This is a genomic window from Streptomyces rectiverticillatus (assembly GCF_013394065.1).
GTDB classification, from domain to species: domain Bacteria; phylum Actinomycetota; class Actinomycetes; order Streptomycetales; family Streptomycetaceae; genus Streptomyces; species Streptomyces rectiverticillatus.
Genome location: NZ_CP040752.1, coordinates 4,708,281 through 4,729,268, shown reverse-complemented (window position 1 = coordinate 4,729,268; position 20,988 = coordinate 4,708,281). Strand labels below are relative to the sequence as shown.

Below are 20,988 nucleotides of genomic sequence, written 5' to 3'. Positions count from 1 at the left end.
CCAACTCGGTCTGTCACAAGTCCGTGATAGTCAGATGCGCATGACCGATTCCACACATTCCGCTCACTACCGTGCGGCCGATTCCCGCTACGACGCGATGGAGTACCGGCGAACGGGCCGCAGCGGGCTGAAGCTGCCCGCCATCTCCCTCGGACTGTGGCACAACTTCGGTGACGACCGCAGCCTGGAGTCGCAGCGCGCCATTCTGCGCCGTGCCTTCGACCTGGGTGTCACGCACTTCGACCTGGCCAACAACTACGGCCCGCCGCCCGGCTCCGCCGAGCTGAACTTCGGCAAGATCTTCGCACAGGACTTCCGGCCGTACCGCGACGAGATCCTGATCTCGACGAAGGCCGGGTATCTCATGCACCCCGGCCCGTACGGCGAGTGGGGCTCGCGGAAATACCTGCTGTCCTCGCTGGACGCGTCGCTGCGCCGGACGGGTGTCGACTATGTCGACATCTTCTATTCGCACCGGTTCGACCCGGAAACCCCGCTGGAGGAGACGATGGGCGCGCTCGCGTCCGCCGTGCAGCAGGGCAAGGCGCTCTACGCGGGCGTGTCCTCCTACAGCGCCGAGCAGACCGCCGAGGCGGCCCGGCTGCTGCGCGCGATGGGCGTGCCCGCGCTGATCCACCAGCCTTCCTACTCGATGATCAACCGGTGGACGGAGGACGACGGCCTGCTCGACACCCTGGAGGCGGAGGGCATGGGCTGCATCGCGTTCGCGCCGCTCGCGCAGGGCCTGCTCACCGACAAGTACCTGCACGGCGTCCCGGAGGGCTCGCGCGCATCGCAGGGCAAGTCGCTGGACCCGGGGCTGCTGACCGAGGACGTGGTGGGCCGGCTGCGCGGCCTGAACGCGATCGCCGGGCGGCGCGGGCAGTCGCTCGCCCAGCTGGCGCTCAGCTGGGTGCTGCGCGATCCGCGGATGACCTCGGCGCTGATCGGCGCGTCGAGCGTCGGCCAGCTGGAGGCCAATGTGGCCGCGCTGGGGGCGCCGAAGCTGACCGATGAGGAACTGGCGGAGATCGATTCCCTCGCGGTAAGCACCGAGGGCGTCAACATCTGGGCCCGGCGCAGCTGACCCGGGGGCGGGCCGGCCCCGACATGCACACATCGTCACCGTGGGTGACGAGGGGGAAAGAAAACGGGCCGGTCCGTGGGGGGGATACGGACCGGCCCGAGGGGGGGTTTCCACCTTAACCGGTCTGAGGCCGTGCTCGTTGCACCGACAGGGGTGACGGCGCGCGGGATGCTGACACTGGGTGACCTTTTTGATCTTGAACGCGTAGTCGCGGCCGGTGCGTCCGGAGGCCCGAGGGGCCTGTCAGCACTGGGCCTACAGCGTAGAACCAGCCATTCGGCGGACAGCTCCGGTCGGCGCTTGGGAACACTTCGATAACGTCCGGAAAAATCACGGCCGACTTGACGCCGCGACGGGCCCGGGCGCGTCGATGGGCCGTTCGGCGGAGTGGGCGGCGGGACCGGCGGCGGGGCCTCCCCCGGCGGCCTCCGCAGTCTCCGCCCGCCGGGGGAGGCCCCGCCGGGTGAGATCGGGAACGAGGGTGAGGACCCCGACGACGGCCATGGCGGCGCCGAGCCACAGCGGGGAGCGCAGGCCGTAGGCGTCGATGGCCAGCCCGCCGACCGACGAGCCGATGATGATCCCGAGGGTGATGAACGAGGAGTGGATGGAGTTGACCAGCGGGCCGGCGTTGCCTGCGCGCTGGACGCGGGTGACCATCGCCGGGTTCATGGTGACGCCGACGAAGCCGACGCCCAGCAGGAAGGCCACCGTCGGGACGGGCAGGTGCGCGGTCAGAGCGAAGCCGGCGAGGAAGACCGCGTTGAGGACGAGGCCGCACAGCAGGACACGGACGGGGTACCGGTCCGCGAGGCGCCCGACGACCCAGTTGCCGACGACGGTGGCGGCGCCGTAGGCGATGAGCAGCAGGGGGACGGAACCGGCGGAGAAGCCGGTGACCTCGGTGAGGACGGGGTTGACGTAGCTGAAGGCCGAGAACGTCGCCCCGATGACGAAGGTGCTGGTCAGCAGCGCGAGCCAGAGCTTGCGGCGCTTGAAGACGGCCAGCTCCCGGCGGATGTCGCCGCTCTCGGCGGGGCGGTCCGCATCGGGGATGCCGAGGGCGGTGCAGAGCGCGGCGAACAGAGCAAGGGCGGAGATGGCCCAGAAGGCGGCGCGCCACCCGAAGTGCTCGCCGACGAGGGTGGACAGCGGCAGGCCCAGCAGGGTGCCGAGCATCAGGCCGTTCATGGCCACGGCGATGGCGCGGCCGCGCACCTCCGGACGGGTCAGCTGGGCGCACAGGGACAGCGAGACGCCGAAGAAGGCCTGCGAGGCGACGCCCGTGACGATCCGCGCGGCCATCATCGCGCCGTACGTGGTGGCGGTGGCGGCCAGGACGTTGCCGGCGAGGAAGACGGCGAACAGCGTCAGCAGGGCGGTCCTCGGCCGCAGCCGCATCACGGCGACGGTCAGGAACGGGCCGCCGGCGGCCATGGCGACCGCGAAGGCGGTGATGAGGTAGCCGATCTGCGGAACGGTGACTCCCAGCCCGTCGGCCATCTGAGGCATCAGTCCGGCGACGACGAATTCGCTGGTCACCATCGCGAAGATGCCCAGGGCTAGCAGGTACACGGCGCGGGGCATGGTGGGGTGCTCCTTGGTTCTTGGTGGGGCGGGCGTTTTGGATTGCTCAGTACAAAATCAAGGCATGCGAAGAAAAGGCATGCGAAGAAAAGAGAGAAAAGGAAAGAGAGAAGACGCGCCCCGTCAAAGGGCGTCGATCGTGGTCCGCATGATCCCTTCAAGCGCCTGCCGCCCGACACCGGCCCGGGCGGAGACGCGCATGCCGCCGATGGCCGCGATCACGAAGTGCGCGAGGGCGCCGGCGTCCTTGGCCCGGTCGATGTCACCGTCCCGCTGCCCGGCCTCGATGGCGGCCTTCAGCGCCTCGAACCGCCGCCGGTAGTCCCGCTCCAGCACACCGGCCACCTCGGGGTCCCTGGACCCCAGCTCGATACAGGTGTTGACGACCAGGCAGCCGCGGCGGTCCTCCGCATGGAGCTGCTCCTCCTCGACGATGACGCCGAGGAGCGCCCGGATCTTCTCCCGCGCGGGCATCGCGCTCTCCAGCACCGCGTCGATGTTCCCGTTCTTGCGCTCCATATAACGGAGCAGGGCCCGCCGGAAGAGGTCGTGCTTGCTCTTGAAGGTGTTGTAGATGCTGCTGCGGCCCAGGCCGGTGGCATCGCACAGATCCTGGGTCGAGGTCGCCTCGTACCCGGCGGTCCAGAACGCCTCCAACGCGGCGTCGACCGCCCGCTCCTCGTCGAACTTCCTCGGTCGGGCCATGACGGGAACCGTAGCAGTTTTGGATCAGCCATTCCAATACCTTCGGCCGCTCAGGAGCGGAGGCCGTCGAGGGCCCGCCGGATGGTGCGGATCATGAGCCGGGGCCGGTGGAAGACGTCATCCCGCGTGAAGCGGAGGACACGGCGGACCTCCGGGCAGCCGGCGAGGTCGTTGAAGCGCATGGTGTCGTTCTGGTGGGCTGCCCGCGTGCCGTGCCAGGCGAACCCCTCGATCTCGATGCCGAGCCCTGCCGCCCGGAAGAGGAAGTCCAGCCGGACCGTACGCCCGCGCGCCGTGGTGACCTCGGCCTGCGACTCCGGGTGCAGCCCCGCCCGGCCCATCTCCAGGCGGGCCTGGGACTCGGCCGGGGACCCGCTGGCCGGGTCGGTGAGCGCCAGCGCCTGCCGCGCCGCCCGGGTGCGCGGGCGGCGCGGCGCCGCTTCGAGGGCCCGCGCGACGTCGTCACGGCCCACCAGGCCGTGGGCGAGGGCGGAGTCCGCGGCGATGACGGCCTCGTCGGCGGGCAGCGCCCGCAGCAGATCGGACAGGGTCCGTACGGCCGTGGTGACCCGGACACCGCAGACCACCGTCACCTCGGCCTCCGCCAGCGGGAGGCGGTGGACGACGGCGTCCACCGCGCGCCTGCGCCCCACGCGGGAGGTGAACTCGGGCCTGCACGGCCGTATGAGCACAACGCCGTGCGTGGCGGCGGCCGAGCTGTGGCTCACGACCAGATCCGGGCGGTTCAGCTGCAAAGCCCGTAACCGCAGCCTCAGATCGGCCTTCCGGCCGGGCTCCGCCCAGGCCCCGGCGTGCAGCCGCGTCCAGCCCGCGCGGCGCAGCGACCGGGCCGCTCCGCCACGGGACAGCCCGGCGGCCACGGCCTGGGCGGTCAGCACGAATCCGCCTTGCGCGACGGCCAGTTCGCGCAGGCACGGGTGATCTGCCTTCACCCGTCAAGGACAGCGCATCTCCGCCCGTCCGGCGACCCCTGTGGACAACGGCGGCCTCTGTGGACGACGCGGAGCGGACACCGCGACCGGCGGAGTGATACAACCCTCGAACACGGAGCCGACGGAAGGACAGCACATGGGCCGCTGGCAGGACGGCCGGGCGACACTGCGCATCGCCGACAGCGCGGCCGCCACGGGACCGATCCTCCTGGAGATCGCCGCCTCGTACCGGGCGCGCACCCGCGGACTCCTAGGCCGGGACGGCATCGACGGCGCCCTCCTGCTGACGCCCGCCGGCAGCGTCCACACCTTCCGCATGCGGTTCGCCATCGACGTCGCCTACCTGGACCGCCACTTGCGGGTCCTGGCGGTCCGCACGATGAAACCCGGCCGCCTCGGCGCCCCACGCCTGCGCTCCCGGCACGTGCTGGAGGCGGAGGCGGGCGCGATGGAGCGGTGGGGGCTGCGGGCCGGGGGGCGGGTCACCGTCGAGGCATGAGGCTGCCGGTCCGGACGCGGAACCGGGCCGGGGACCGGCGGACCGGCTGCCGTGCGGCCAGCCACCACCCGCCGAGCCAGCACAGCAGGGCGCTCCCGGTGGAAACGCCCGCATAACCGATGGCGCGCAGGGTGGCCCGTTCCGTGCTGCCGTCGTCGGCCACGGCTTCGGGGTCCGCGGTGACGCCGAAGCCCGCTGCCACGGCGTCGCCGTCGTAGGCGGGTGCGGCCCCGGGCATCCCGTCGACCGCGATGCGCAAGGTGACCGGCACCGGGTGGCTCACGACTTCGCCGACCTTCGGGTGCAACCCCACCTGCAGGTAGTACCAGCCGGCGACGCGCATCGCGTTCGCCGCGTCCGACCGCCCGCGAAGGCGGTTCTCGTAGGCGACCGGAGCGGTGCTCAGCGACACCGACTTCGGCATGCCCCGGTAGTCCTCGACGGACTCCCCCACGTAACCTCGCGCCGGATTGTTGAGCCCGACCCGTACGCCGCCCGGGGCGTGAAAGGCCGGGGGCGCGAAGGCCTTGGGAACGTCTGCGACCACGGAGAGCCGCTGGCCCCAGGAGACGGGGATCCGGTAGAAGCGGGTCTGGCCGGGGAGCAGGTCGTCCTTCCAGACGCCGTTGGCCACAGGCGGGGCGTCGTTGAAGCCGGTGCCGCCGGCGACCCGGCCCGGGCTCCTGCCCGTGACCGTTGACGGGGCCGGGCCCCACTTACCGGACTTACCGGTCCCGGACGTGACGGCCAGGGTCCCTTCCTTCAGCCCCGGTTCCGTCATGTACTTGATCTCGGTCGGATAGGTGTCCCCGGTCGGCCCGGTCCGCTCCACGACCACGTGGTACCGGCCTGCGTACCCGCACCCGCCCGGATCCGGCCGGGGCCTGCGGACCGCGTAATCGGCCAGGGGCCGGCCGCTGTCCGCGTCGCGGAACTTCGCCTCACCGAAGCCGCATTCCCGCCCGTCCTCCTGCCGCAGCGCCACATGGATCCCGTCCTCGGGGCTGACGGCGGCGCCGGGTGCGGGCGCCCCGACCACCGAGACGTAGGCGTCCGACCTCGCGTCCAGGTCCACGGCGTAGAACTTCTTCTCGCCGGGGCCGATCGTGTCCGTGTACGTACCCGGACGCAGCAGCGGCCCTTGCGCGGCGGACGCGGAGCCGCTGACCCCCTTCGCGCTCGCCGCCGGCCTGTAGGCCGACCAACTACCGGCTTCCGCGGCTCCTGCCGGCCTTCCCTGCCCGAGCGGAAGCACACAGAGCGCCGCCGCGGTCGCGAGGGCAGTCCTGTGCCTGCGCCGGTACCGCATCACACGCCTCCCCGGCATCGCGAATTCGGCCCGGCCCCATCCTGCACGTGCCGGTGTCATCCGCGCAGGAATTCCGCATGGCTGCGTTCCCCGGCCTCAAGCGGAAACGCTCGCAGCCCCCAGAAGCATCCCGAGGAAGGCGCCGATCAGCATGAACGGCCCGAAAGGCATGGCCGACTTCCGGCCCGCGCGCTTCAGCACCATCAGCCCGACACCGTAGGCCGCTCCCAGCGAGATCCCCAGGAAGAAGCCGATGAACAGCACGGCCCAGCCGTACCAGCCCAGGGCGGCACCCACGACGAGCGCCAGCTTCACGTCTCCGAAGCCCATGCCGTTGGGGTGGATCAGGAAGAGGACGAAGTACACGCCGGCGAGAGCGAGCGCACCGGTGACGGCCCCGGCCCACGAGCCGCCGTGACCGGAGGCCAGGCTCGCCGCACCGAGCAGCACCACGGCTGCGCCCGCCAAGGGAAGCGTCAGGATGTCCGGCAAGCGGTGCACGGTGGCGTCGACCACGGCCAGGACGGCCGCGAACGGCGTGAGCAGCAGCCACACCACCAGCTCCGGCCGCGGCCCGGCCGCCGCCGCGAGGGCGGCGCACACCAGCGCGCAGATCAGGGGCGCCGCGACCACTGCGGGCCCGTAGGCGGGGCAGCGCCCGGACGCCTCCGGGGCGGAGGCTGGTATGGCGCCTGGCCCGCTGCCTCGTGCAGTGCCCGGCCCGCTGCCTGGTGCGGCACAACGCGCCGGGCCGAGCCATCCTCCCGCCACGCCGGTGATCGCGTGCCCGGCGGGGCACGCCGCCCGCCACGGCTCTTCGGGCTCCACGGCGAACCGGTAGGCGGCGCGGGGAACCAGGAATCCGCTCAGGGCGCCGAAGACGGCGGCGAGGAGGATGACAGACAGATGCACGTCACGACCCTACGGACCGGGTGGGGGCGGAGTCATGGGCCCGGGGGCCCAAGGGAACGCGGGGGCCGGGGGGCCGAGGGCCGGTCACCCGGTCACACGTCACCCGTCACCCGGTCACCCGGTCACCCGGACCGATTCGACGATCTTACTGATGTCGCCCTCGGACAGCTTCCCCTTCACGGCATTGATCCGCACCAGGAAGGCCTCGTCCTTCTTGTCCATGCCGACGATGTCCACGCCGGTCATCCGCGTCCCCTTCGAGGGCGTGTTCTGCTGCCCGGTGGACGTGAATTCGTAATCGATGCGCCGGGCGTCATCGGTCCCCCGGACGTCGATCTTCTTCTGTCCGCCGAGGGTCGACCCGAGCTGGACGCTGGCCTCGGCTCCGATGGCCGCCATCTCGGCCGACCTGGCCGTGGTGAAGTTGATCTGCACACCGACCTTTCCGACCGTCTCGGCCCCCTCCTTCAGGGCGGCCGCGGCCGCCGTGTGAGAGCCCCGGTCGGCAGCGCTGAGCTCGGTGAATCCCGGCGGGTAGGAGACGGTGAGCCGCTGGGCGTCCAGCGACTTCCATCCTTCGGCGGCGGAGGAGCCCGCTTCCTTCTCGCTCCCGCAGCCGGCGATCAGCACCGCCGCCAACGCGCCGGCCCCGACGCCCTTGAGGGTGCGCAGCACACGCTTCACGTCCATTTCCCTTCTCGTCTCCCGACCCCGCCGGTCACGCCGCGCCCCACCGGTCACTTCGCGCAGTAGCTGTACGGTACGTATCCGCGCTTCCCGTCCGCAGGCGCACCGAGGAACTCGGCTTCGTCCAGCTTCTGATCGCTGTGTTCCGTGGACACCTTGAAGCCCAGGCTGAGTCCCAGCGTCAGGTCGAAGCCGTACTCCGCGGCGCTCGATTCGCCGGTGTAGTGCATCTTGCTGGACATACCCTTGTCGAAGAGCAGCCGGCCGAAGGCGTCGTCATCACCGGGCCGGTTCGTCGGCGCGTGGTCGCCGAACATATAGGTGAACGGCGCGGTGTTGTCCCCGGATCCGTCCAGCCACTTCTCGGCGGTGGCCCGGTCGGCGTCTCCCTTGTCCCCCTCGGCGAACACGATCGAGTTGGTGACGACGTCGACGTCGCTCGTCTTGGAGCTGCCGCCGGCCTTGGCGCCGCCGCTCTTCTTGGCGTCCCCGTCCTTGCCGTTGTCCTTGGAGCCGCTCGCCTTGCCGCCGTCGTTGCCCTTCCTGTCGATCGTCTGGGTCATGTCGATGCGGGTGAGCTTCCCGGTCTTCTTGTCCCGGGTGACGGTCATGGTCCCGGTGCGGGCGACCGTCCCTTCGGAGGAGCCGCTGAGGCCACCGGCTTCGACGCCCGCCTTACCGCCGTACTCCATGCCGGCGGAGTACGTGTAGGCCTTGGTCCCGTTGATGTCGTTGTTCGTGAAGGTGACCTCGGGCGAGAACTTGAACTTTCCGCCCAGCTGCGCGGACAGCTTCTTCTCGTCCGCAGCGGAGAGCTTCAGGCCTGCTTCGGCGGTGGCCTCCAGACCGAGCTTGCCGTAACCGATGTGCCGGTCCCCGAGCTTCTTCTCGATCTTCTCCCGCTCCTTGGCGTACTTGTACGCCGCATACGGGTTCCCGCCGCCCATTCCCCCGTACTTCGTGGTGGTCTCCCAGGTCTTCATCACCTCGATGTCCTTGCGGAACTGCTCGGCCTGCTCGGGGCTGTCGAAAGCCCACGTATCGCCGTTGGTGACCTTGACGCCGGCGCCCAGCTCAACCTTGTCGGCGCCCAGCTTGCCGACCTTGAGACCCGGCTTCCACTCCCCCGTGGCACCGACCGAGGCGGCGTCGGTGAAGGTCAGATAGACCTTCTGGTCCTTGCCGTCGACCTTGCCGTCCCCGTTGACGTCGGTCTTCGCCTTGAAGACCTGCTGCTGGAAGCCGTACTCGTTCCCCCACTTGAACCAGGCGATCTTGGCTTCACTGCCCGCGGTATCGGACACGGTGGTGATATTGCACAGCGGAGGCTCGAAATCGGCGTCCTTCTTACCGTCCGCCTGCGACTGCCCGTCTCCCCCGCAACTGCCCCCGAACGCCCGGCAGAGCTTCTCCTTGATCTGCCCGCCGATCGACCGCCCGGCACCGGTGGCCAGCAGCCCGGCGATCACCGCGACGACGACCACGAGCATGCCGATGTAGTCCACGGCCGTCTGCCCGAGGTCGTCCCAGGGGCGCCGGGAACGCTCGCCCTTGCGCTCTTCCCACAGCCGGTCCAGGAGGAGGGCGCACATCGCGCCGAAGACCAAGGAAGCCGCCGCCATCCACACGCCTTCGGCGACGACGACGTCCCAGCTGCCGAACAGGTTCCTCAGCGTGACCGCCGCCGGGACGCCGAGCACGGCGAGGAGGTGGAGCGGGAGCGAGTGGCGGTACGGCTCCTTGTGTAACCGCGCCGCAGCCAGTCCGGCCAGGGTGATGACCACCGTGCCCGGAAGGTGGAGCAGCGCCACGCGCCGGCCGAAGGTCTCCAGCCGCTCCGGCGTCGCAAGAGCGCCCAGGGCGAGGACACCCAGCAGGTACCCGGCGCCGAACGTCACCACGAGCCCCGCGGCCCAGGACCGCATCAGCGAGAAGAGAACCCCGAACCGGGGCGTCGGCGGATCGTCATGGAAACGATTCGCCGATCTGTGCGCCCAGTTGGTGCCGGCTCCGTCCATGCCTCGCGCCCTTCCCCCTCGCGTGATCACGTGAGGGGGAGGCTAACGCCCTTATGGGAGCGGGGCTTGGGCCCAGGGACCCATTTCGAGGCCACGGCCCCCTGTCAGTTGGCGCGGGGGAAGGACACCTCCACGCGCCGGTTCTGCTTGCGGCCCTCTTCCGTGTCGTTGGACGCGACCGGAGTGTCCTCGGCATATCCGCGGATTTCGTAGCGCACCTCGGAACCGAGCGACTTGGAGAGTTCCTTCTGCACCGCGTCCGCGCGCTTCTTGGAGAGCTCCATGCCGTGCTCGTGCGTGCCGAGGTTGTCGGTGAACCCGAAGACCTGGACCTGGCGGGCGTTCTGCTTCTTGACCTCGTCCGCGATGGTCCTGATGCGGTCGTTCGCCTCGGGGTTGAGATCGGCGCTGTCCTTGCCGAAAAGGACCTCGGCCTGCAGCTGGAACTTCACGTCGGAGTTGGTGTCCTGACGCTGTTCCTGGCCGCTCTCGTCACCCACGATGCTCTTGATGTCCAGCACCTTGGGCGGCCCGAGGGTCCTGCCCGGCTCCAGTTTGAGACCGGGGTCCTTGGGATCGATTTTCCCGTTGAAGACCGAGGAGGTGGAGGGCGCCTCGTCCGCAAGGGCAGCGGGTGCGCCGACAGCTGTCAGACCCACGGTAAGAGCCACGGAAACGGTCCAGGCCGAACCCCGCCTGTGAAGCCTCTTCATGCGCTCACCCATCCGTCAGCGTCAGGACGACGGACTGGAAGGTCGGAATCTGCAGGTCCACCTGGGTCGTGGACTTCGGCGGTGCCGGGAACTGCATGTAGACCTTCTGCTCCGAATTTTCATCGATGACGGGAATGCCCGTCGTGGCCAGCGGCCGGTTCTCCGTGTCCCGCAGGGTGTAGTAGCGCTTCTTCTCCTTCTCGTCCACGAGAGTGGCGCCACCGAGGGAACTGCCACCCGCCCCTCGGATCACGTTCAGCTCCGGCCCGGACCAAACCTGCGTGTCATAGAACTTCTCGTCCGACGTGTTCTTCAGATTTCCGTTGAGCGTGACGAACCCGCCTGAACTGCGCGTCACCGATGTGATGTCGAGGACGATGCCCTTGGGGCCCTTGAGCGTGGCGATCACCTTGGTGTCGTCCGGCCGCTTGGACTGCGACTCCTGCTCGGACCGGCCGTCATCCTTGCCCGGGCCGTCCTGCTGGGCACTCCGGCCGGACTCCGGCTTCTCTTCCTTGTCGTCGCTTCCGCAGGCGGACAGCGTCAAGGCCATTGCCGCCACCAGGGCGGCACCCGCAACAGTCCGAGGTGCCCGGGCACGTCGCCACACGCTCATCACTCATCGTCCTCTGGTTGTCGTTCGCAAACCGGCGCGCATGTATCAGTCGGCAAGTCTGACGGAGAACAGGTCCGCCACTCCAGGGAGGTTCCTCGGCTCGCCGGGATTCTTGGGGTCGATATCCCAGGTACGGCCGTCGGAGCAGTGGAGTCGCAGCGGCTTCGGCTCGGTCTCCTTGCTCTTTCCCGGGTCCGGAGTCCGGTTCGTCCCGGGTTCTTTGCTGGTTCGCGGCTTCGGCGTCCGGCTGGGCTCGGGCTTTCCGGTGGCTCCGGGGTCGTCCACAGGCCTCAGCGTGCATACCCGCGGCACGATGACCGCGGTGGCGGTCGCCTTCATGTGCCGCTTCTCCGTACCGGGGACGACGGAGCCTCCGATGGACTTCTTGGACTGCAGCCTGACGGTGAAGCCCGTACGCCCGTCGCTGAGCGGTCGGCAGCCCTCGGGGCCCTCGCCCATCTGCGCTTCGTTGAGTTCCGCGAAACGCCTCGCTGCCGAGCAGGCCCTCTCGGTGAAGACGTTCTTGCCGTTGAGGGCGCGTTGCCAGGTAGCGGGATCGGTGAGGGAGGCGAGCAGACCCGCACGGAGTTGCTCCCGTGCGTCCCGCGCGGCCGCCAGAGCTGCGGCATCTGCAGCGGACTGAGCACCGTTGCGGGACACTGCAGCCTGGCCTACCGCGACATAGGCGAACGCAAGGAAGAGCAGGCCCGCCACCACCGTGATGTAGATGGGGAGAGCCTGCCCTGCCTCGCGATCCGGCCGTACGGTCAACCGAATCAGGCCTACTTGTCCGTCTCGTCCGGCTTCTTGGGCTCCTTGCCGATCTGGTCGGTTCCGTCGATCGCGTGCATGATCTTCTTCTTGATGCTGGCGCCGATGTCCGTAAGGGTGACGATGCCCGCCAGGATCGCCACCACGACCACGATCATGCCGATGTACTCGACCGCGGTCTGACCCTTGGACCGCTCCCGACGGAACATCCGGTCGACGCAGGTGTCCCGCCACTGCCCCACGTGCACCTTGGTGTCGACGGCCGCCTTCAGCAGCATGTCGTTCATGTTCTTCCCCTCCGGCTTCAACCGGCTTCGTACCGGTCTTCACATAAATCCTTGTCCCATCAGCGCCTCCGGTCGCCACCTGACCGGCCTCCCCGACGGCAGCAGAAACGTACGCCGTAACCCCACGCCTGAACATGGGCCCCAAGACCCAATCCCGGGCCCAAAGCCGCGCACGGGCCGCCTCCTTGCCCGGCCGGGCCCCCGTCCGCTGCACGTCACCCATGCGTTCTTCCTCCCCCGCGCGCCGTACCGAGCCGGAGCGCGATGGCTTGACTCCGGCTCTCGACCCGCAGCTTGGTGAAGATGCGGTTGATGTGGTTCTTGACCGTCTTCTCGCTGATGAAGCACGTCGCAGCGATCTCGGCGTTCGACATCCCTGCGGCGATGAGGTCCATCACCTCTTCCTCCCGCCGGCTCAAGCCGTACTGGGTCCGCTGAGGCGGTTGCGGCCGTTGCTGCGATTGTGACGGTTGCGGCGATTGCGGTGCAGTGGAGCGGGCGGGGTGGTGTTCCGCCGCAGAAGCGCCCCTCCCCAGCCCGTCCGGCAGTTCAGGACGGCCGCTCCCCTGTCCGGCCGACCCCCGTACGTGGGCCAGCAAGGCCGTCGACGCCGTGGCGGTGAAGTGGGCCCTGCCCTGCTTGATGTTGCTTATGGCCACGACGAGTTCGTCGGCTGTGAACTCCCCGTGGACCAGATATCCGCCGGCCCCCAGGCGCAGCGCCTCGTGCACGATTTCGGCTTCCTGGCTGTACGTCAGCATCAGAACGGTCGTCAGTTGCACGAGGTACGGGAGCGCCGAGATCCCGTCCACCTCGGGCATCCGGACGTCCAGCAGGACGATGTCCGGACGGAGCCGGTACGCCGCGTCGTACGCCTCACGGCCGTTCCCCGCCTCTGCGACGACCTGGATGTCCTGGCGCCCGGTGAGGAGGGCCGTGAGGCCGGCCCGTACGACGGGGTTGTCGTCCGCGACCACGACGCGGAGCGGGGCGGCCTCGGGAGCCGTCGTGATGCCGAAGAGGCTTCGAGGATCCTGTGGGGCCGTGGGCCCGCCGGGGACTGCAGGAGGTGACGCCGGCTGCGGCGGCGTGAGCGACGGTGGGACATGGGGGTGCGGCGGCGGTGCCGGGTGATGGGGGTGCCGGTTCTGCACGGTGCGCCCTCCTCTCGACGAAGTGTGGGCAAGTGACTGGGTGACTGGTGACTAGGGGGCCATCGACGGAACGGTGGGGCCCGCTGCCGCCTGCGCCGACGTGCCTACTCCTCCGGCAGCCGGGCCCAGCGCCGCGAGCGGGAACTCCAGGCGGACTTCCGTGCCCTCCTCCGCGCTCCCCTTGCCGATGCGGATGCGGGCACCGATGCGTGCTGCTCGCTCCACCATCCCGACCAGACCGAAGTGCCCGCTCCGCTTGAGCTCCTCCAAGGTCGTTCCGGGAGGCAGGCCGCGGCCGTCGTCACGGACGCTGATGCGCAAGGCGCCCTTGACCACGCCCACGGAGACGTCGAGCTGCGACGGGTCGGCGTGCCTGTGGGCGTTCTCCATCGCTTCGGACACGATGGTCAGAAGGTGCCGCGCAACGGCGTGGGGAACCGCGGGGACGGCCGCGTTGCCGACCGGGCGGCACGAGGCACTCAGTCCCGACCGGCGCGCGAAGTCGGCTACGCGGGCGGAGAGTTCGACAGTGACGTCCACGCCGCCGTCCAGGCCCGACTCGCGCCTGAGATCCGAGAGCAGCTCCCGGGACTCCGCCGCTGCTCGCCGCGCCGAGCGGCTCACCAGTTCGGCTTGCTCCTTCACGCGCTTCGGGTCCATACGGTCGGCCGAGTGGGCCAGTCCGTCGGCCGCGAGCGCCAGTCCGTGCAGGGTCTTGGCGACCGAGTCGTGCATCTCCCGGGCCAGGCGGGCCCGTTCGCTCTGCACCGCCTCGCTCACGGCGAGCCGGGAACGGGTGTCGGTCAGGGCCTTGCTGGCCGCACCGAAGCGCAGCAGGAGGCGCCGCAACGTTACGCCGACCGCGCCCGCAAGGATGCAGACGCCCGGCAGGAGGGCGGCTCCGTCCATGGACAGGTCGACGTGGCGGTCTCCCATGTACGCGAGGCCCACGATCAGCAGCGTGAGGGACGCGAAGATGGCCGCCCCCCGCCAGCCGTAGACGAGCCCGGCGAGCAGCGGGGTGCAGATGGTCACGTAGGCGAGCGGGCTCTCCGGCGTCGCGGTGAAGAGCATGAGCGCGCCGAAGCCGGTGTCCAGGCCTAGCAGTGCGGGGTGTTTGAGCAGCAGTGGGCCGAAGCGCTCCCAGTCGCGGATCAGGACGTACGAGCCCATGAAGGTGAACAGGATCGCTGCCCCGACCAGCCAGGTCGGCCAGCCGCGCCGCACGCCGTACAGGGCGAAGGGAGTCGCCAGCGCGATCATGGCCAGCCGGAAGCCGAAGACCTGTCTGCACAGGGCCTGCAACGCGCTGAGCTGGATCCTGAGCGCCGGCTCGTCGACCGGGAGCTCCTCAGCCCCGGATATGCCCCCGGAGACGATCGCGGCCGACGGTCCGGCGCCCGTGTGGTACGCCGTGGTCACTTCTTCCCCCTACCCCAGCAGGCCCGAACCGAAGAACATGCCCGTGCCGATGAGGATCATCGTGGCAGGAACCATGATCATCGTGACGATGGTGGTGGCCTTGGGTACGGCCTTGGCCGCCTTGCGCCGTGCATTCTGTGCGTCCGACCGACGCATGTCGTCCGCGATGGCCATCAGCGTGTCCACGATCGGCGAGCCGAGCTCCTCTCCCTGCTGCAGGGCGGTGACGAACATCGCGACCTGCTCGGAGTCGTTGCGCTTGCGCAGCTCGTCGAAGGCCTGGCGGCGGCTGACGCCCATGTCCATCTGGCGCAGGGTGATGCGGAGCTCGTCGGACCACGGCCCCTCGTACTTCTCGGCCGTACGGTCGAGGGCCTGCCGGAAGCCGAGGCCCGCGGAGACGACGACGGCGAGGACGTCGAGGAAGTCCGGCAGCGTGCGCTCGATGGCCTCCTTGCGGGCGCGGACGGCCGACCAGAGGCCGACCTCGACCCACACGGCGCCGAAGGCGAACATCAGGAGCGCCGGCAGCGTGTTGCCCCCGGCCAGCATGAGCAGGCCGCCGATGCCGCCCGTGACGCCGTAGACGAAGCGCCGCGCGGCGTAGCGGTCGATGGTGAGGCCGCCGGGGTTGCCCGCCATGTCGATGCGGCGGCGGGTCTTGTTCACGCGTTCGGGCCCCATCATGCGCAGCACCATGGGCGCGTAGCGCATGCCCAGGCGGTCGATGAGGGAGCCGGCGGCGTTGGTACGGGTGGCGCCGACCTCCAGGGCGACGGCGAGGTCCGCGGGCAGCTTGGCGTCGGCGCGGTAGAGCCGGAGGCCGTAGAAGATCCCGACGATGGAGAGGGCGAAGACGAGTGCGAGCAGGAGTCCCATGGTGCAGCTTCTCTCAGATCTCTCAGGTCTCTCAGATCTTTCAGGTCTCTCAGACGTCGATCTTGCCGAGGCGGCGGACGAGGAAGAACCCCAGCCCGTAGAGGCCGATGGACACGATCATGGCGCCCTGCCCGATCACCGAACCAGTGATTTTGTCCAGGGCGCCCGGCCAGATGCGGTCCATCATGAGCAGGGCGCCCAGCCCCATGCCGGGAACGATGTACGCCGTCGCGGTGACCTGCGAGAGCTGGGTGCGCACCTCGCGGCGGGTCTCCTTCCGCTCCTCCAGGGTGACGGTGAGGCTGCGCAGCGAGCTGACGACCGTACCGCCCGCCTTGTTGGACAGGACGAGGGTGGTGACGAGGACGACCAGCTCCCGGGACGGCAGCCGCTTGGCGAGTTCGTCCAGGGCGTCGTCGAGGGTGTGGCCGACGGCGAGCTGATCGGCGACCCTGGCCAGTTCGTCGCCGGCCGGGCTTTCGAGCTCCTCGGCGGCCATGGCGAGGGCGGTGCGCAGGGCCAGTCCGGCCTGGGTGGCGTTGGCGACGACGCGGGAGAGCTCGGGCAGCTGGTTGATGAACTTCTCGTTGCGCTTCTGGCGCTGCCAGTTGAGGTAGGCGAACGCGCCCCAGAGTCCGGCGATCGCCGCGATGGGGCCGAAGAACGGCGCCAGGAGCATGCCGGCGATCACCCACATGCCGACGGTGGCGCCGACCATGCCGACGAAGAACTGCCCGGGCGTGATGCGCAGTCCCGTGGCGGCGAGCCGGCGCTCGATCTTCTTGCCGAACGAGGTCTTGCGGATCCGGCGGTCGATGCCGCGGAAGGCCGGAAGCCGTCCGCCGGTCCGTATCTCCGGGGCCCGCTGGGTGAGCCGGTCGACCAGCGCCTCGCGCTGGGCCCTGCCCGTGGCGTACACGTGCACGCCCGCGATCGCGAGCACGCAGCACAGCAGCGTGGCACCGATCGTCAAGAGCACAAACTTGTCCATGTCCGTTGGCAGACTTCCTATTTGGCTTCTCGCGCGGCGAGCTGATCGTCGGACTCGGCCACACCGAAGGCGGGCGGGACGGGCTCGTTCTTGAGGTAGAGCCGGTCGGCCACCCGGCGCGGCAGCGGGAAGTAGTCGAACCGGCCGTACACGACGCCGTCCGCGGACATCGGGCGGGCGGTGAACCTGCTCACCGTGACGAGCTTGTAGTCCTCCCGGCCGCGGGAATCGAGGACGGCGACCTCGCTGATCTTCCGCGAGCCGTCGGCGTTACGGCTCAGCTGGACGATGACGTCCACGGCGCTGTTGATCTGGTCCTTCAGCGCCGCGAAGGGAATCTCGACCTCGGACATCGAGGCCAGCGTCTGCAGACGCATCAGGGCGTCCTCGGCGTTGTTGGCGTGGACGGTGGCCAGCGAGCCGTCGTGGCCGGTGGACATGGCCTGGAGCATGTCCAGCGTCTCGCCGCCGCGGACCTCGCCGACGATGATGCGGTCGGGCCGCATACGGAGCGAGTTGCGGACGAGGTCGCGAATGGTGATCTGGCCCTTGCCCTCGACGTTCGGGGGCCGGGACTCCAGGGTGATGACGTGGTTCTGCTGGAGCCTCAGCTCCGCCGAGTCCTCGATGGTGATGATGCGCTCGTTCTCCGGGATCAGCCCGGAGAGGGCGTTGAGCAGGGTCGTCTTCCCGGAGCCGGTGGCCCCGGAGACGATGACGTTGAACTTGGCGCGGACCAGCGCGGACAGCAGCGCCAGCATCTGCTCGTCCAGGGAGCCCAGACCGATCATCTCGCGCAGGGTGTAGGCGCGGGGGAAGCGGCGAATGGTCAGCGTCGCGCCCGACAGCGCCAGCGGCGGGATGATCACGTTGACGCGTTCGCCGGAGGGCAGACGGGCGTCGACCATCGGATTGGACTCGTCCACGCGGCGGTTGACCGTGGAGACGATGCGCTCGATGGTCTGCATCAGCTGCTCGCCCGAGGCGAAGCGGAGCGGCAGCTGCTCGACCCGGCCGGCGCGCTCCACGAAGATCTGGTCCGGACCGTTCACCATGATCTCGGTGATGGAGGCGTCCTCGAGGAGCGGCTCCAGGATGCCCAGGCCGAGCGCCTCGTCCACCACCCGGCGGATGAGCTGCGAGCGCTCGTGCGTGGAGAGGACCGGTCCCTCCCGGCTGATGATGTGGCCGAGGACGCGCTCCAGCCGGGCCCTGCGCTCGGCGGTCGCGAGCGAGGACATCTCCGCGAGGTCGATCTCCTCGAGCAGCTTGGCGCGGTAGACCGCGACGAGATGGTTCTCCTCGTGCTGCGTGCCGCCGGCCTCGGGTGCGTTGATGCGCGCCCTCAGGCTCATATTCGGGGCTCCTTCTGTTTCTGTCTTGTGCTCGGCTGAGGGCGGGTCATGGGCAGGGCAAGGCGGATCACGGGCGTGCCGGGTCGCGGGGCATCGTGACGGTCTTGGTGGTGCTGCCCAGGTCGAACCCGATGATCGAAGGGATGTGCACTTCGGCGGACACGGTGGCCTCGTCGACGCCGATCCGGCAACGGATCTCGGTCCTCTTCGCCACCCAGCCGCTGATCGCCGCCTCGCCCGCCCGCCGGCATCCGTTCTCCATCCCTGAGCGGCCGGCCGTACGTGCTGCGGCGCGCGCCGCCGTACCCGCCTGCTCCATCGCGTACATCGCGATGCCCGTCTGGATCACGGCCAGCCCGATCAGGATCAGCACCGGAAGCATGCCGATGAACTCGACCGCCGCCTGTCCCCGGTCACCGCGACCGGCGCGTTTCGCCATGCCTCATCCCTCCTTCGCCACGGCCGCCCTGCCCCTGATGGGGACGGGGAAGCTCGCGAGGCCCGGGAAGAGCACGGGTACCTCCAGCTCGACCTCGGCCTCGTACAGGCCGTTGCCGTTGCCGTAGGCGTCGCCGCAGCGGATGCCGGCCGAGTCCTGCCAGGAGGCGCCGAGGCTGCTTCTCGCTCCGTTACGGCAGGCCGCCTCGCGCGTTCCTTCGGCCGCCGTGGCTCCCATGTGGGCCCCCCGGTCGGCCGCGTGCCCCGCCTGCGTGTACGTGTAGCCGGCCAGCACGCACTCCCAGAGGAAGATCAGCACCAGGAGGATCAGCGGCAGGATGCCCAGGAACTCGACCGAGACCTGCCCCCGGTCACCTCGACGGTCACCTCCCCGCTCACCGTTCGCGGGGGCGCGCAGCCGCGCCGGCCGCATCTTCATCGCCCGTTCCCGGCCGACTCGCCGGGCGGGGAACCCGGCGATCCCTGAGGCCCCTGAGGCCCCTGAGGATCCGGGGATATGCCGCCGTCTGTCCCGTCCCCGGGACGGCCGTCCCCGTGGCGTCGGCGGAATCCCAGTGCCCCCCGGTCGCTGCGGTACCTCGCGCGCCCCTTCCTGCCGGCCGCGTGCTGTGCGGCGCTGCGCACCAGGCCCAGCTCGCCCGCCAGGCCCCACATCGCCTGCTTGACCACGCTCCGGCTGTCGAGATCCTGCATCCGGCCCGCGTCCACCACGGGCTGCAGGTCCTTGAACTGGGCGGGAACGGCGGTGCGGGCGATCCGTGTGCCGACGATGCGCTCGATCAGCGGCGGCTGGATCTCGGTATTGCGCACAGCGCGGTTGACGACGGTGATGGTCTCCTCCGCCTTGCGGACCTGGAGCCGCTCCCACATCCGCACCATGCGCTTGGCCGCTCGTACGGCGACGACGTCCGGGGTGAGGACGAGTGCTGCGATGTCCGCGACCTCGATGGCCGCGGTGTTGGCGCCGGTCATCTGTGATCCGCAGTCGATGACGACGACCTGGTACCGGCCGCGGAGCGCACTGACCAGCTGCCGGGCCGTCCGCTCGCTGACCTCTTCGGCGCGCTCTCCGTCACCCGGGGCGAGCAACAGGCCCATGCCGGTCTCGTGGTTGAAGACGACGTCCTGGAGGACGCGCGGCGTGATGTCGTGGATGTCGGCGAGGTCGGCGACGGACCGGCGGAACTGCACGTCGAGATACGAGGCGAGGTCCCCGTTCTGCAGGTCCATGTCGACCAGGGCGACGCTCCGGCCGGCGGCCCTGGCGGCGAGCGCCATCTGGATGCTGATGACCGACGTCCCCACCCCGCCCTTGGCGCCGGAGACCGTTACCACCGTGCCGCCGGGACCGCTGGGGGTCCCGACCTCGGCGGTGAGGTGCTTGCGCACGCCGACGGCCCAGTTGCCCGTGGCCCGGACCCGGGCCACGAGCTCGTCGTACGAAAGGGGCAGGCCGACCAGGCCGCGCGCGCCGGCGTCCATGGCGGCGGAGATCAGTGCGGGGCTGGTGTCCGCCGTGATCAGGATGACCCCGACCGCCGGGAACCGCAGCGCCACCTCGCGTACGAGCTCCAGCGCGGGAACCGGCCCGATCCGCTCGTGGATGAGGACGACCTCGGGAAGGTCGGCCATCGACTCGTGGGCGAGCTGCGTGAGGGTGTCGATGAGCTGGGTGGAGCTGCCCGCCGCCTGGGCGGGCTCGGTGTCCGGCAGCTGGCTCAGCAACGCCGTCACCGAGCGGGCGGCGTCCGCGTCACCGACGGCCGGGAGGATTCTTGTGGCCATCCGTTACCTCACTTGTCGCCGTTCAGGGTGTAGTCCCGCTGGTTCGGCGGGATGGTCGTGTCGCTGCCGGGCGCGACGAGCGCGAGGCGGACGTGGGAGGCGAAGGACTCGGCGTAGGCGATGCGCTGGGCGTCGAGGGTTTCGAGCGCGAAGGTGATCGGCACGGCCGAGCCGCCGGACTGCGACTCGCCCTGCTTGGGGGCCAGCGGGGTGAGCTTGCCGACGTCGATCACCTTGGCGTTGGTGACGATGACCTTGGAGCGGGGCTGTGCGGCGCTCTCCGCGCCCTCGCCCTTGCCGGTCGCGGACGCGAACGTCGCGTAGATGTTCACGGTGGCACCGGGGGTGATCTTTCCTGCGACACCCGTCACCGCGTCGATCATGATCGCGATCTCCTGCTGCCCCGGCTTGAGCGCGGGCCGGTCGGCGATCATGTCGGACTGCAGGAGCGAGCCCGCCTTGAGCGGATTGACCGCTATCTTCCCCGTGACGTCATCCAGGTTGGTCACCGCCGTGCTGGGCAGCCAGCGCTTGGGGAGCGAGACCTGCTTGAAGTCCCCGGCCTCCAGCGCCCGGTACGCGGGGACGTCCGCCGCCAGCTCGTACGCCGTGACCTCGGGCCCCACCTTGGAGTCGACGTCGTTGATCACCGAGAGAACACCGATGAATGCGGCGAAAGCGCACACAACGGAAAGGAGGAGCAGCATGATGCCGCGGCGCTGGCGTGAGTTCATGGTTGCGGACTACCTCGTTCAAGGGTGGATGCGGTGAGCGGCGGTGCGGGACGCGCTGGAGCTTG

22 protein-coding genes are annotated in these 20,988 nt (G+C 69.8%); 2 read left to right on the top strand and 20 right to left on the bottom strand.

The genetic code is table 11. The features are described from left to right. Positions 1–40 precede the first annotated feature (40 nt). Positions 41–1,087, top strand: a complete 1,047-nt coding sequence (gene mgrA, locus FGW37_RS20755) for an L-glyceraldehyde 3-phosphate reductase (RefSeq protein ID WP_179082426.1) — start codon at positions 41–43, stop codon at positions 1,085–1,087. Between the two features lie 330 nt (positions 1,088–1,417). Here the strand turns inward: mgrA and FGW37_RS20750 are convergent, their stop codons facing one another. From FGW37_RS20750 to FGW37_RS20740, 3 genes are all read right to left on the bottom strand, one after another. Next, a complete protein-coding gene (locus FGW37_RS20750; RefSeq protein ID WP_179082425.1) occupies positions 1,418–2,674 on the bottom strand; it encodes an MFS transporter in 1,257 nt (418 codons plus the stop codon). Between the two features lie 123 nt (positions 2,675–2,797). After that, positions 2,798–3,379, bottom strand: a complete 582-nt coding sequence (locus FGW37_RS20745) for a TetR/AcrR family transcriptional regulator (protein ID WP_179082424.1) — start codon at positions 3,377–3,379, stop codon at positions 2,798–2,800. A gap of 50 nt (positions 3,380–3,429) precedes the next feature. Beyond that, positions 3,430–4,332, bottom strand: coding sequence for a PDDEXK family nuclease (locus FGW37_RS20740; protein WP_246430477.1), 903 nt, complete (start codon positions 4,330–4,332; stop codon positions 3,430–3,432). A 136-nt stretch (positions 4,333–4,468) separates the two neighbouring features. On the opposite strand from FGW37_RS20740, the gene FGW37_RS20735 reads away from it, so the two are divergent. Continuing rightward, complete coding sequence (locus tag FGW37_RS20735) at positions 4,469–4,831, top strand: DUF192 domain-containing protein (RefSeq protein ID WP_179082423.1); 363 nt, start codon at positions 4,469–4,471, stop codon at positions 4,829–4,831. Here the strand turns inward: FGW37_RS20735 and FGW37_RS20730 are convergent. The 17 genes from FGW37_RS20730 to cpaB form a co-directional block, all read right to left on the bottom strand. After that, positions 4,815–6,140, bottom strand: a complete 1,326-nt coding sequence (locus FGW37_RS20730; protein WP_179082422.1) for a hypothetical protein — start codon at positions 6,138–6,140, stop codon at positions 4,815–4,817. The genes FGW37_RS20735 and FGW37_RS20730 overlap by 17 nt on opposite strands. A 96-nt stretch (positions 6,141–6,236) precedes the next feature. Next, complete coding sequence (locus FGW37_RS20725) at positions 6,237–7,052, bottom strand: prepilin peptidase (protein ID WP_179082421.1); 816 nt, start codon at positions 7,050–7,052, stop codon at positions 6,237–6,239. 114 nt (positions 7,053–7,166) lie between these two features. Next, positions 7,167–7,736: a hypothetical protein gene (locus FGW37_RS20720; protein WP_179082420.1), complete on the bottom strand. Its 570-nt coding sequence runs from the start codon at positions 7,734–7,736 to the stop codon at positions 7,167–7,169. Positions 7,737–7,789: 53 nt separating this feature from the next. Continuing rightward, positions 7,790–9,757, bottom strand: coding sequence for a hypothetical protein (locus tag FGW37_RS20715; RefSeq protein WP_246430476.1), 1,968 nt, complete (start codon positions 9,755–9,757; stop codon positions 7,790–7,792). 104 nt (positions 9,758–9,861) lie between these two features. Continuing rightward, a complete protein-coding gene (locus tag FGW37_RS20710) occupies positions 9,862–10,482 on the bottom strand; it encodes an OmpA family protein (RefSeq protein WP_179082419.1) in 621 nt (206 codons plus the stop codon). Beyond that, entirely contained in the window at positions 10,475–11,023 is a 549-nt protein-coding gene (locus tag FGW37_RS20705; protein ID WP_246430474.1) for a hypothetical protein, read from the bottom strand. Before FGW37_RS20705 ends, FGW37_RS20710 begins: the two co-directional genes overlap by 8 nt. 108 nt (positions 11,024–11,131) lie before the next feature. Continuing rightward, positions 11,132–11,857, bottom strand: a complete 726-nt coding sequence (locus FGW37_RS20700; protein WP_179082417.1) for a pilus assembly protein TadG-related protein — start codon at positions 11,855–11,857, stop codon at positions 11,132–11,134. A gap of 11 nt (positions 11,858–11,868) precedes the next feature. Then, on the bottom strand, positions 11,869–12,144 hold the full coding sequence (locus FGW37_RS20695) for a Flp family type IVb pilin (RefSeq protein WP_246430473.1): 276 nt from the start codon (positions 12,142–12,144) through the stop codon (positions 11,869–11,871). A gap of 215 nt (positions 12,145–12,359) precedes the next feature. Continuing rightward, the gene (locus tag FGW37_RS20690) at positions 12,360–13,298 is read right to left on the bottom strand and encodes a response regulator transcription factor (RefSeq protein ID WP_218650595.1); all 939 of its coding nucleotides are present in this window, start codon (positions 13,296–13,298) and stop codon (positions 12,360–12,362) included. 51 nt (positions 13,299–13,349) lie between these two features. After that, entirely contained in the window at positions 13,350–14,678 is a 1,329-nt protein-coding gene (locus FGW37_RS20685) for a sensor histidine kinase (RefSeq protein ID WP_246430826.1), read from the bottom strand. 51 nt (positions 14,679–14,729) lie between these two features. Further along, positions 14,730–15,599: a DUF5936 domain-containing protein gene (locus FGW37_RS20680; RefSeq protein WP_179082416.1), complete on the bottom strand. Its 870-nt coding sequence runs from the start codon at positions 15,597–15,599 to the stop codon at positions 14,730–14,732. Between the two features lie 49 nt (positions 15,600–15,648). After that, positions 15,649–16,590: a type II secretion system F family protein gene (locus tag FGW37_RS20675; protein WP_179082415.1), complete on the bottom strand. Its 942-nt coding sequence runs from the start codon at positions 16,588–16,590 to the stop codon at positions 15,649–15,651. A gap of 17 nt (positions 16,591–16,607) precedes the next feature. After that, positions 16,608–17,945 carry a TadA family conjugal transfer-associated ATPase gene (locus FGW37_RS20670; protein ID WP_179082414.1) on the bottom strand — a complete coding sequence of 446 codons (1,338 nt, stop codon included), beginning with the start codon at positions 17,943–17,945 and terminating at the stop codon, positions 16,608–16,610. A 67-nt stretch (positions 17,946–18,012) separates the two neighbouring features. Continuing rightward, positions 18,013–18,384, bottom strand: coding sequence for a TadE/TadG family type IV pilus assembly protein (locus tag FGW37_RS20665; protein WP_179082413.1), 372 nt, complete (start codon positions 18,382–18,384; stop codon positions 18,013–18,015). A gap of 3 nt (positions 18,385–18,387) precedes the next feature. Then, a complete protein-coding gene (locus tag FGW37_RS20660; RefSeq protein ID WP_343067141.1) occupies positions 18,388–18,822 on the bottom strand; it encodes a TadE/TadG family type IV pilus assembly protein in 435 nt (144 codons plus the stop codon). Then, the gene (locus FGW37_RS20655) at positions 18,819–20,189 is read right to left on the bottom strand and encodes a CpaE/TadZ family protein (protein WP_179082412.1); all 1,371 of its coding nucleotides are present in this window, start codon (positions 20,187–20,189) and stop codon (positions 18,819–18,821) included. The genes FGW37_RS20660 and FGW37_RS20655 overlap by 4 nt, the downstream gene beginning before the upstream one ends. Before the next feature lie 8 nt (positions 20,190–20,197). Further along, positions 20,198–20,923 carry a Flp pilus assembly protein CpaB gene (gene cpaB / locus FGW37_RS20650; protein ID WP_179082411.1) on the bottom strand — a complete coding sequence of 242 codons (726 nt, stop codon included), beginning with the start codon at positions 20,921–20,923 and terminating at the stop codon, positions 20,198–20,200. Between the last annotated feature and the right edge of the window lie 65 nt (positions 20,924–20,988).